This is a genomic window from Pedobacter sp. (genome assembly GCF_035566355.1).
In the GTDB taxonomy this organism is placed as follows: domain Bacteria; phylum Bacteroidota; class Bacteroidia; order Sphingobacteriales; family Sphingobacteriaceae; genus Pedobacter.
Genome location: NZ_DATMRL010000410.1, coordinates 1 through 11750, shown reverse-complemented (window position 1 = coordinate 11750; position 11750 = coordinate 1). Strand labels below are relative to the sequence as shown.

7 protein-coding genes are annotated in these 11750 nt (G+C 35.1%); 5 read left to right on the top strand and 2 right to left on the bottom strand.

The features are described from left to right. The 4 genes from VNZ46_RS15950 to VNZ46_RS15935 all read left to right on the top strand — a co-directional run. The coding region (locus VNZ46_RS15950; protein WP_325561057.1) for a hypothetical protein at nucleotides 1-2546 on the top strand (2546 nt) is incomplete at its 5' end. A 220-nt stretch (nucleotides 2547-2766) separates the two neighbouring features. Further along, on the top strand, nucleotides 2767-5664 hold the full coding sequence (locus VNZ46_RS15945) for an SIR2 family protein (RefSeq protein WP_325561056.1): 2898 nt from the start codon (nucleotides 2767-2769) through the stop codon (nucleotides 5662-5664). A 64-nt stretch (nucleotides 5665-5728) separates the two neighbouring features. Beyond that, the gene (locus tag VNZ46_RS15940; RefSeq protein WP_325561055.1) at nucleotides 5729-6568 is read left to right on the top strand and encodes a hypothetical protein; all 840 of its coding nucleotides are present in this window, start codon (nucleotides 5729-5731) and stop codon (nucleotides 6566-6568) included. Between the two features lie 35 nt (nucleotides 6569-6603). Beyond that, nucleotides 6604-7260, top strand: a complete 657-nt coding sequence (locus tag VNZ46_RS15935; RefSeq protein ID WP_325561054.1) for a hypothetical protein — start codon at nucleotides 6604-6606, stop codon at nucleotides 7258-7260. Nucleotides 7261-7345: 85 nt separating this feature from the next. On the opposite strand, the gene VNZ46_RS15930 is transcribed toward VNZ46_RS15935, so the two are convergent. Beyond that, a complete protein-coding gene (locus VNZ46_RS15930; protein WP_325561053.1) occupies nucleotides 7346-9607 on the bottom strand; it encodes a hypothetical protein in 2262 nt (753 codons plus the stop codon). A 380-nt stretch (nucleotides 9608-9987) separates the two neighbouring features. Here VNZ46_RS15930 and VNZ46_RS15925 point away from each other — a divergent pair, with 380 nt between their 5' ends. Further along, nucleotides 9988-10638 carry a DUF6266 family protein gene (locus tag VNZ46_RS15925; protein WP_325561052.1) on the top strand — a complete coding sequence of 217 codons (651 nt, stop codon included), beginning with the start codon at nucleotides 9988-9990 and terminating at the stop codon, nucleotides 10636-10638. Between the two features lie 148 nt (nucleotides 10639-10786). Here VNZ46_RS15925 and VNZ46_RS15920 read toward each other — a convergent pair. Further along, the coding region (locus VNZ46_RS15920) for a TlpA disulfide reductase family protein (RefSeq protein ID WP_325561051.1) at nucleotides 10787-11750 on the bottom strand (964 nt) is incomplete at its 5' end.

Sequence of the window (11750 nt, the reverse complement as noted above, 5' to 3'; positions counted from 1 at the left end):
TTTATCATTTCAGTGATTATATTTCCTCCCTCATTAAACAAAATACGGCTAGAAAACTCACGCTGATCTGGGTTTATAATCGGCTAAATGAAATACAGGGCACACTGAGGAGTAAAGATCTGGTACTGGCAGAATCATTGTCTAAGAGGATTTTGCTTTTTGATTCTTTAACCAAATCTCCAGCAATAAAAAAAGTTAATCTCTTACAGAATTCGTTCACTTCAGATTCAGTTCAAAATGATTCGTTGATATTAAACAGCTCGGTCCTTTTAATTAATGCGCAGAATTCCATAAAAGACAATTATCCACTTAAAGAAATACCATCTTCTGAAAATTTAAAAGCTGTTTATAAGGAGTTAAAGAAGGTATTGGACGATAAGGTCTTGTTAGATACAGTGGGTATAATTACCGCCTTTAGCAATAATAAAGCATTGTCTGCTGTAAGCATCAGACAGATGGAGTTATCTGGGGATGTTAACCCTGGTACCATCGAGATGAGTAGTACATTTAAATCTATTCAGCAAAATGCTCAGCAAAATGTACAACAGGCTATGGCCCCTAAAATGGCGTTTCCTTCAGAATCGGAAATTATTGGGGCGATGGCGGATTATTTGGCGAATAGGGTGAAAACTGAGGCTTCGTTGGCATTTTTTGATAACCTAAAACAAAAATTAAATGGCGATTCTATTTTGCTGACGCTTTTCCCAAATACGATTGCATTGATGACCTCTGTGCAGACTTACGAAGCACCGGATTTTGGACAGCAGTTCCGAAATTCATTTGCCGAAGATTTTATACGTATTCCTGAAAAACTGGCTGGTGATCAGGACGTTAGGAAGTATTTTGAAAATCGGTTAAGTGGTTCTAAAAGAGATTATTATGATTTTTTCAGAATGATCGTAAGGCTGTGTTCTATGTCCAGGGATAACAGCAATTTTATTGACGTGATCAGTTATCTTAACCGGGATATCGTGGCCTATCAGACTTATCCCGGGAGGGATGTTGGGAGTAAGATGAATATTATGTTGGGTAATTATATTCAATTTTTGCATATGGTCAATAATGAATTCTTTTCCGTAAATACTACTAATCGGTATTGGATCAGCTATACGGAATTTAACCAATTAAGTGACGATGAGTTTCAAGTGCTTATGGGTTTATTGAAGCAGAAATATCCTGAAGTTTTTAAGTTTATCCAGGTTAAATTAAGTAATGACGATCCCGGGACCCTGCCATCTATAAATGAACTTCGGCTTTGGATGTCTAGGTTTTTCTTTATTATTAACCAGTACCAGGTTGCTATTCAGAACCATAATAATGATGGTTTAGATCAGGCAAACCGGCACAATGCAAGTAGTTACTGGACTTTTATCGGGGACATGTTTTCGCAATTTGTAAGTAAAGAAAATAACTTTTTCATCGTAAAAGTCGATCCCTTGTTTTCCAAAGTAGAGGATCTTGAAAAGTATCAGGCCTATTTAAAAAATCTGACTACTACATGTAAGCTTGTTACTGATCTTTACAGTGCGGTACAGTCTAAAAATTATCCCCAGGTTTTAAAGTTGACACAAGTTCTGCTGGAGAATATGGAGGATCCGGAAATCAGATACCGGGAAATATTTATTAAATATTTTTTTGCAAATAAGAACCAGAGTCTGACTGATTTCAAAAAATGGTATAATAGCAATAGCCATTATCGAACGTTTTATTTGTTGGTTAAGCAATATCAGGTTGATATAGATAATAATGCACCTCAAACGAAGTTGGATAGCGACTTGTCTGATTTGAGCAAGTTTGGGGTAACCTTAAGGACAGTAACTGGTTATACTGCATGGTTTAATAAAACTTTTGTTGATAATGATACCTTGTTTATCCGTAATTTTTGTACGAATATGGATTGGTACAGGCGGAACTATCGCGACGGGCGTTATGCTGTGTTTGAAAAGGTGATGTCTTTTATTAATGATGTAATGCTGGCAAATAACAGTCAGTCCTTAAGTGGGGTTATTGCCAATTATGCTTCTCCGCCGCAATCGTACAGGGTGAAACGTTCCAGCAGGTTTTCTTTTGATTTAAATGCATATGTTGGAATTGTGGCTGGCTTGGAAGGTCTGGATCGTCCGCATTTTGCCTATGGTCTTACTGCGCCGATCGGTGTTTCGTTTAGCTGGAGTGGTACTAAGAGGCCTGGGCGGCAGATGGTGGTCAACAAGGATGGTCATATTGTTTATCTCCGGGGTAATTCAAATGCGATTTCTTTAACGATCATTGATATTGGTGCTGCGGTACGGTATAGGTTTGCTAATGATGCATCATCTGGTCTTCCGCGACAGGTTAATTTATCTCAGTTTATTTCTCCTGCGTTACAATATCACTTTGGAATAAAGAATACGCCGTTGGATGTGGTGGTGGGTTATCAATATTTGCCTAAACTTAGAACTTTTGATGATTTATCTTCATCGGATAATACGATTAAGTCTGCTTCGGAATTTAATATTGGGGTGGTGTTTGATTTGCCTTTGATGAACTTTTATCATAGTAAGTGAGAATAATAGGATTTGTTGAATGGGATTGTGCGGGGAAGAAAAAACCTGCACCTCTTTTCCCACTGGACCTTACAGGCCCTGAGGTGTGAAAAGAGGTGCAGGTTTTTTTGGGGGCGGGAAGAGAGTTTTGATTCATAGAAGTATTGTATTAAAGCAATAATATTGGAAAATTAGAAGATTTTGCTAAATTACCCACCAACATTTCAATAATATATAATAGATGGCGCTCAACATTCCTGAAGAACTTAAAAAGAAAATAAAACAAAACAATTTCGTGATTTTTACTGGAGCAGGCATATCCATGAGTGCAGGCTTACCCAGTTGGAATGACCTAGTTGAAAAAATATTGGATGGACTTGGGACAAAAGAACTAAAGGCTGAGAAATTTAAAGAAGCACTTAAGGACGAGCTTTTTACTCCTATTGAAATTTTAAATAAAATAAGTCATTGGAAAGAAAGTTCTATTGAAATATTTTATCAAGAATTAAAAAAGTTTGATGGCGTTAGTCCCACTAATGTTCACAAAAAAATTGGAGACTTATCCAATAAGATAATAACGACAAATTACGATGAACTTTTAGAAAGGGCTCTCGTAGAACATGAAAAAATTATTTATACTCATAACTATAAAGTAGCAAAATTATCTGAATTTGAAAAGTATATTTTCAAAATCCATGGTGATATAAATGAGCCAGACAAGTGTGTATTGTTTCCATCTGAATATGAAAATCTTTATTCAACGGATGAAAAATCTTCTACATTCGAATTGAAGAAAATAATTTCAGACAAATCTATATTATTCATTGGTTTTAGTCTTAATGATCCTTATATAAATTACATTTTCAATTATATCAGTGGATTATACTCTGGATTCACACCAGAGCATTTTGTGATTACAACTCAAAAAAATAAAAATTGGCCAAATAAAGTTACTCCAATCGTCATCGATGACTTTACTGAATTGGAAAAATTATTAGATGAATTAATAAAAATAAAGATTGAGCAAAAAGAAGAACTACAAGAAATTCAAAGCAAAATTGAAAGTAGTTCTAAGGAAACAATTGTTGAGTTTACTCAGAGTTCAGAATTTGATTCTCCACCAAGTAATAAATTCTGGGTAGGCAGAACAAAAGAAATAGTAAATATTGGGAATGATAATTTTAAAGTTGTTTTTATAACAGGAATTGGGGGACAGGGTAAATCTGCATTAGCGGCGCATTTTTTAAGAAATTACTTTGATTCTAATACCTATGAATTTGGTGATTGGCGAGATTTTAAAGAAGAGACTAATAGATTCCAGACTAAGTTAATGTTGTTGATCAGAAGGTTAACTAGCGATTTTAGAATTACAAATCTGGAAGAAATGAATGCCAAAGATTTGGTAGATGCTTTCTTTCATTATCTTAATAAACGTAGGATTGTTTTTGTTTTCGACAATGTTGATAGTTATATAGATCTGGAAACATTTAAACCGAGTGGGAGTCTGGGCTATTTTTTCGAGCAGATTTTAACTCGCGAACACAATTCTAAATTTATTTTTACATGTAGACCTTTCATAAGAGAAGCAGGAATAAATTTTTACCAAATTTCTTTAACAGGATTATCGGAGGATGAATGTGAACAGTTATTTGGCTTTTATGATATTTCAATAACTAAATCACAGTTAAGAGCCTTAAGTATAAGAGCTCACAAAGTTACACGAGGTCATCCGTTATGGCTAAATTTAATCGCCGGGCAAGCAATTAGAGGAATTGAAGTTGTTAACAACTTTATTAATCAAGTAGAAAAGAAGTCGTCATTTGATGAAGATAACTTCTCGGCGATTCTTTCCGAAAAAATATTAAATGAAGTTTGGAACTCCCTTAATGACAAACAAAAAACTCTAATAAGAGGGATATCAGAAACTGTAAAACCAGAAAGAGAGGAAAATTTAAGAAATATATTAGATAGTGAATTGAACACTAATCAGTTCAATAAATCATTACGTGTTTTGAAAAATTTGAATTTGGTTGAGATATTAAGTGATCAAGAAATTGAACTTCATCCTCTGGTTAAGGAGTTTGTTTTGACCAAATATCCAAACAATGAGAGAGCTAAATTTATTACGCTTTTTGTGCAATACTATGACAAATTTATATACATTCTTAAGCCTAAGCTGAATTCAAATCTAACAATTGGTGAATTTCAAAATTGGACTTCAAAAATTGAATTGCAAATAAATAAGAAGGATTTTACATCTGCTCTCATTTCATTAGAAGAAGTAAGTTCAGCAATTTTGACATCTGGGTTCTTAGAAGAATATTTAAGAGTGGCTGAACTTTTATTTAACACGATAGGATGGAAAGAGGCCGTAAGTCAAGAATATCCGTATTTTCATTCTCAGTTTTCAGTCTTGACCTCAACGCAAGTTCATATAGGTAAATATGAGATTTGTGGTGAGAATCTCGAAAAATACTCGCAGATAATTTTAGGAAAAAGTTCGCATTATTTGTCTTATTGCAGTCAGAAATCATATTCCCTATGGTATCAAGGGTTATTTGAAAAAGCAATCTTAGCGGCTGAAGAAGGTGTATATCTCTTAGATGAATCTAACTTGCCGGATAATCATAGTTTGAGGCATAACTATGCCTTAGCTTTGAGAGATTCTAAAAATGTTAAAAATGTAAACAAAGCATTGGAATATTTTTTGAGAAACGAGAATCTAGATGAGATTCTTAATATAGATAAAATAAATTTTGATTTTAGTGGGCACTATTATGGAAATATTGGGAAATCTCTAGAGTATTTGGATAGATATGATGATGCTTTGTTTTGCTATTATGTATCATTAAAAATATTGCTCAAAGAAATAAATACAAATTCTATATTAAATATTGGTTATGCGTGTAGTTGGATTTCAGAAATTTTGATAAAGAATAAAAAATACAAAGATGGATTGTATTTTTTGAAATATGCAAGGAACTGCTGGGAGAAAGCTTCTCCACAAAAGGCAAAAATTTTAAAACAAAACTGGAATAGTGTAGCTTTTGATAAAACAACAAAAAATTCGATCAACAGTTTGACTAGTTGGAAGATAGAAAATCATTGTAAGGATCATCTTAGTAAGCAATTACTGTAAAAATACTTTAATCTCCATGATTCGTAATATCAAAAGGTAGCTTCGTAAACAAAATTTCAATATAATGCTAGATAAAATTAGAGCTGAACTTATTGGAGAATTATTTTATAGATTGGATATTGGTGTTCGTGGTGATTTGCATAAAGGTGTCGTTTCAGACGAAAGGGACTATGTTTCAAGGTTAGTTACGCATCTAGAGTACCCATATGGCTTTTTTAATAATATTATATATTATGGGTTAGGGTTAAAAGGGAAATGGTTTGCAAAGGTAAATAAAGGAACTCAGGAGCGGAGGTTTGGATGTGATTCTATGATTGTATTTGAAGCTAAAGATCAACTAAAAGTAGGATTATTTGAGGCGAAGTGGCCAAGGGTTCTTATTGATCCTTTCTATGATTGGGATAAAATTTATAAGAATAAAAGTGTTTCACACTTTACTGATCAAATAGAAAGGCAGGCGAATTGGAGTAGGCAGGCAGCCATTTGGGAGATGTTTTTTTATGAGGAAGCTCCGGGAATTTTTTCTTCGCCATTCGATCTAAGTGGATCTAGTTGTGTTAAGCATGAATTCGCGAAAGCATATATCGACGGTCCCCAAAGGCCACCTTATGCATGGGGGAATAATGATCTAGAAAATTTAATTGGTCTTGCACAAACTACATCTGCTGAAACAAATTTAAGGACAATTATTAAGGAAATTCTGAATTGCAAGATGGGAAGGGCAATACCAATAAATTCAGGAGAGAGGACGTTTACCTTGACTGCATATAATGGGGATCGGGAAATTTGTCCGATTTTAAAATTTGATAGCGGAAATGATAATATGGATTTTCTTAATGAATTTATGGTAAGCAAAGGGTTATCCTTTTTTGGCCATTTAAAAATTGAGTCAGAAGATCTATAATATTTTTACGATAAAAAATCATTAAACTGTATCTTATGCGTGAAGAAAATCAATCAAATGGTCTAATTGAGCCAGCATCACAAGAGATTATCTCTACCAGTGTAGATTTGAGTGTAGACTATGCTGAAATACCGTTGGACAGTTTTTTTGAAGATGGATTTTTAAAAGAAATACCAATTATAAAATCAATATACGCAGCTTACAAGATTGGTGTTGGAATTAAGGAGTTTTATTTCACAAAGAAATTCATGACTTTTCTAAGAGAATTTCATTCTTATGAAATTGATAACAGGAAACTTGAAGAATTCAAACAGCGTTTTAAAGAAGATAAAGAATATCGTCATAAGACTACAGAAAGCCTTATCATTTATAATGATGCATTCCTTCAGGTTGAGAAATCAAAAATATTAGCGAAGTTATTTGCCGCACATGTTGAAGGCCATTTTGATTGGAGCCATTTCAATCATTTATCTACTTGCCTAAACTCCGCACACCCCAAGATATTCTCTTTTTTGGCGGAGCTTGCTTCAACGGATTTTATAATTCCTGAAAGTAGGGGAGACAAACCATTGCAATTGGATATGGAAGCTTTGGTTTTAGCAAGTGGTTTAGGTTATGAATTTAGCTCATGGAGTAGCGGATTTGAACTTAGCATTCTTGGTAAGGATCTTTATAATTATGGACTTAAATAGTCTGTAGATTAAATAATTTAGTAGAGGTGAGAAGTTTTCATATTAATAGCACTAATACTAAATTGGAGGATTTATTGAATAGGAATTATTGATCAAACGGAGTAACATCACTCGCTTGTTCCGCCGTTCCTTGTTGAAGATACTTATCGTACAAAACAATTCTGATAATTGGCATATTTTTATTCCATCGTAAGCGGAGTAAAAAGGTCAAAACAAGCAATACCGACTTATCCAGATTTGTACCAGGGCTTGAAATTTCATTTCTTAGGTTCTCAACTCTACCTATGTCGACAACGGAGCCATAAAGATCATTGTCCAATGATTCTAGGTTAAATTTTTGAATTTCGTTTTCTTCTATTGGAAGTTTTGTTATTTCTGGTAAGTCTGCTTTTCGCAAAACTAGAAAACCAATCGAGAGGAGTCTAAAATCATATTCAGTTACTTTTATTATTGATATACCTTTCCATGATTCGGAGGATACACCTTTTATGCCCTGTTTTGCTATCAATGAACTAATTTTTATCCCAAAATTAAGTATCACATGATCATTTGGATTTAAAGCTAGATTAGTAATTGCTTGCTCAAAAGATTCCCATTTCAGCAAGTAGTTACTTGTAATTCTTGCCCGTAATGCTTTTGAAAAGTTAGATATAATGCTTTCTGATAATCTACTCGCAAAGAATGAATCAAAATTCAATTTAGTTGAGAGTTGTTCTTCAAGAAACGGTGCTCTTTCCATAAGTTGATGGAACCCCTTAATAAGAGTTTCATCGTAATTATTTGAAATAGATACAGGATTCTTTAAAACAGAAATTTTGTTTATTGTTTTGGTAAGTATCTCTTTTGACTTATTTAAAAATTTATCGACATGAGGTTGGTGTAGATTCTGAATTATTTCTGAATTTTCAATTTCTTCTTTTAGTTGGATTTTGAAATTTTGAATGATGTCTTTAGGTGGAATCGCATTTGCTTCCTCAAACCATTCGGCGGTTAAAAATTCAAATCCTAAATCTTCTAACAATTTTTGATCGTCTAGGACCTGTTTTAATAATCGTCCAAAATAGTCCAGGCGATTATACAGTTGTTCTTTTTCCGTAAGAGTGTTTGGGCTTTGCGGTTCAGACAAAGGATTGAGACCATAATAATAGGATTGAAGTGTATATTGACGTAAAAATAGAATTGCCATGTATTTGCAAAGCATATTTTTTATAGCTTGTTCAGAATTAATTCCTCCAGTTACACCTGGAAACCAATATCTAATTCTCTCATTACTTAGTCTAAAGTCATTAGGGTCATCAAATCTTACGAAAAGATCCAGGATTTCTATAAAGCTATCTGGCAACAGATAGTACCTGGGTGGAAACGAATTTGTAAATTCAAATATTCCTCTTATACAGCGATATCTTTTTTTATAAAGTAGTAATGCTCCTAATGCTAGATTAAACTCAAAGAAAATACCTCGCTCCTTTTCTTGATTGTTGTACTCCTCTTCATTAAGTATAACTTCTAAATTTTCGTGATCTCTTTCAATGTTTAACTTGGGCAGTACGGTTGAGAAATAGTCATTCGCATTTTGCCAATAATTGATTATTTGTATGTCCTGACCGTGATCTGCCAGGATAGTCAAGTTGGCCCATAATTGGTAATAAGTTTGCCGATGTATTCTTTTTTCTTTAATTCCGCCTAATAACCAGTTTCCATCCGAAGCACGATTACTTATAGCGCCAAGTTTAGGAGAGTTTTTGTATACAGAATCCCTGACAGTTTTAAAAGCTATTTCATAAAAAGCATCAGGAAACAACACTTTGGAGTTTGGGCTTGCTTTAAGAATTTCACTAAATTGCTGTTGGAAGTATATGGACAATGTTTCGCAGTTTGTTTCTTCCTCTGTCTTGATAGAAAGGTATAATATGTCTGCTAGTGCTCGAAAATAAATATATTCATCAGTTTCTTTTGTTTTCCTCTCTTCCTGAAAATATCTTATTAACTCTACTGGAGTATAATAAGCAAGAATTTTTTCCGTGAATAGAAAAAAATAGTATATCAATATTGTCGTGATAATAAGTATTATTAGACCTATTCCCCATAAAACAATCTTAGCACCGTAATTACCTTCGGGTAAGGTGCTTTTTAGGATAATATCTACTAATACATAGATGATAATTGAGGAGAGTGATATTTTTAATAATGTACTGAACCCTTTCCAGCTTTTTTCTTTTTGAAATAGGGCCGTAATTAAAGAGGAACTGTATCTTTCATCTAATCGTCCAATGACTTGCAATAGGATTGGATATGAGACACTTAGAATTGCTATTATGAAATAAATGCAAGCATCTGTAAAAGTCATATTATAAAGATTATTGATTCAGCGCCAATCAATGTCAGCTCGAAAAGAAATGCGTTTAGAATTTGAGAACTATTTAATTTACCCGAAAGTAATAAAAATATTAGATATAAATTACTGAAAATATAACAAATGCAGGTAAGGTGGATGCCTATTCTAATAACTAAGTTTTGTGAAAAATAAATGCTGTTTCTTTGGCATTCCAGGCTTGTTTTTGCCTGGTTTTACACTAGGGGTTCCTAACCCTGGGGAACTACCTGTGGCTTTCTTGTTTGCTTCTATTTGTATCGTCATTTCTACGGAGGCTTAACAGCTCCCAGGTATGGGTGGGTTGATGTGTTTTGACGAATGAACAAATTTTTAAATCTTAAATTTTTTAGAACATGGGAATTATTAGACAAGGGGTCCTTGGTGGCTTCAGGAACAAGACTGGCGCGGTGGTCGGGTCTTATTGGCGTACGTTAGATGTGATTAAGGGCATGCCCCGGAATACGGGTAAGGCGCCTACGCTTAAACAGAAAAATCAGCAGTTGCAGTTTGCCTTGATTACGAGCTTTTTGAGCTGGTTTGGCAATTTGATTAATGTGGGTTTTCGTTCGGTGAGTAAGATTACTACGCCGATGAATGTGGCGGTGCGTTATCATTTGGCGGAGGCGGTATTGGGTGGTGGGCCTAATTACTCGATTGATTTTTCTAAGGTGAAATTTAGTGTGGGCAAGTTGGATAAGCCGAAGGATTTCAGTGTGGAATCGGTTGCTGGTGCTAAGTTGAAGTTTACCTGGACGAATAGCTACGGTAATACGCCTTTCAGGGATGGTACTGATATGGGCTCTTTTTTGGTGTATAATCCGGCAAAGAAGGAGTTTGTTACGGTGGAGAACGTGATTGCCAGATCTGCTTTGACTTTTACGTTGCAGATGCCTGTGGATTTTGCGGACGATGATGTGTATGCGTATATGAGTTTTAATTCTTTGATTACGGAGCATCTGACCTCGGAGAGTGTATGTAAGGGGCCGGTGCCGGTGATTGCGTAGTATTAGGTTACAAGGAGGGTTCCGGGGGCTGGCCCTCCTTGTGAAAAACCCTGCTCTTCTTTTCTCACTGGACCTTCCGCGAAGTGCTTCAGGTCCTGAGGTGTGAAAAGAGGTGCAGGTTTTTTTTGGGTCCAGACCGGAGAGGGTGTTACCTGGAAAGCCAGGTATCGATGAGTGACTTGAGTTTAGGATCAGCTGGCCTTGGGCTATCTGGTGTGATAAGGTTTCCTTTTTTATCAATCAACAGGTAGCGGGGAATTCCATTGATTTGATAGGCTTTGGAAAGATCATTGCCAGGTCCTGCATATAGTTGTATTCCGTTTAGATTCTTTTCAGATGTATATTTATCCCAGGCCTTTTTATTCTGGTCAACAGAAATACCTACAAATGCGACATCTTTTCCTTTGTAGTTTTTTACAAGTTTTTCCCAGTGAGGTTCTTCTGCTTTACAAGGTCCGCACCATGTTGCCCATACATCGATGAGAACTACTTTGCCTTTTAAATCTGATAGAGAGACTTTCCTGTTATTGACATCGGGAAAGCTAAAATTGAGAACCGGTGTTCCTTCTTTTGTGTTCACCAGTTTTACGGCCATAGCTTGCGCCCGCTCTTTCTGGTCTTCTAAAATGAAATAAGGTTTGAATGTTTTGAACATCTCCTCATATTCGCTAAAAGAAACTGCCGATGTAAGTTTGCTGAGTGCATATTGGCCTTTAACGACATCTACAGGTATAGCCTCAACTTGTTGCTGGATGCTTGGTTTCGTAGAAATATCTATTTTTTTGTAGACCAGGTAGTTAAGTAAACGATCTCCGTAGGGTAGTTTTAAAAGATCTGCTGTGAGGTAATCATCTGCTTTGAATTGAGTATAATAGTTGCTCATCTCTTCCTGACTTGGGTGTGTGGAGCGAGGTGTATAGAGGTAGCCGATGGCTAGGTAAGTAAAGTCGAAAGCTACGATTTTGCTAAACAGTTTATCGAACTCGGCGTTGCCTGTTTTTGCCGAAGATTTGTAGGCGGGTAATTTGGCATACATTTCTTCTATTTCGGGAAAGAAATCAACATATGAGCTTATTGTTGTCCAGTAAACTGCTTTGTCAAGGAGTGTATAG

What these genes read in the sequence shown, in the direction of transcription:
- VNZ46_RS15935 (WP_325561054.1), top strand. Translation starts at nt 6,604, where the DNA reads ATGCGTGAAGAAAATCAATCAAATGGTCTAATTGAGCCAGCATCACAA.
- VNZ46_RS15930 (WP_325561053.1), bottom strand. Translation starts at nt 9,607, where the DNA reads ATGACTTTTACAGATGCTTGCATTTATTTCATAATAGCAATTCTAAGT.
- VNZ46_RS15945 (WP_325561056.1), top strand. Translation starts at nt 2,767, where the DNA reads ATGGCGCTCAACATTCCTGAAGAACTTAAAAAGAAAATAAAACAAAAC.
- VNZ46_RS15940 (WP_325561055.1), top strand. Translation starts at nt 5,729, where the DNA reads ATGCTAGATAAAATTAGAGCTGAACTTATTGGAGAATTATTTTATAGA.
- VNZ46_RS15925 (WP_325561052.1), top strand. Translation starts at nt 9,988, where the DNA reads ATGGGAATTATTAGACAAGGGGTCCTTGGTGGCTTCAGGAACAAGACT.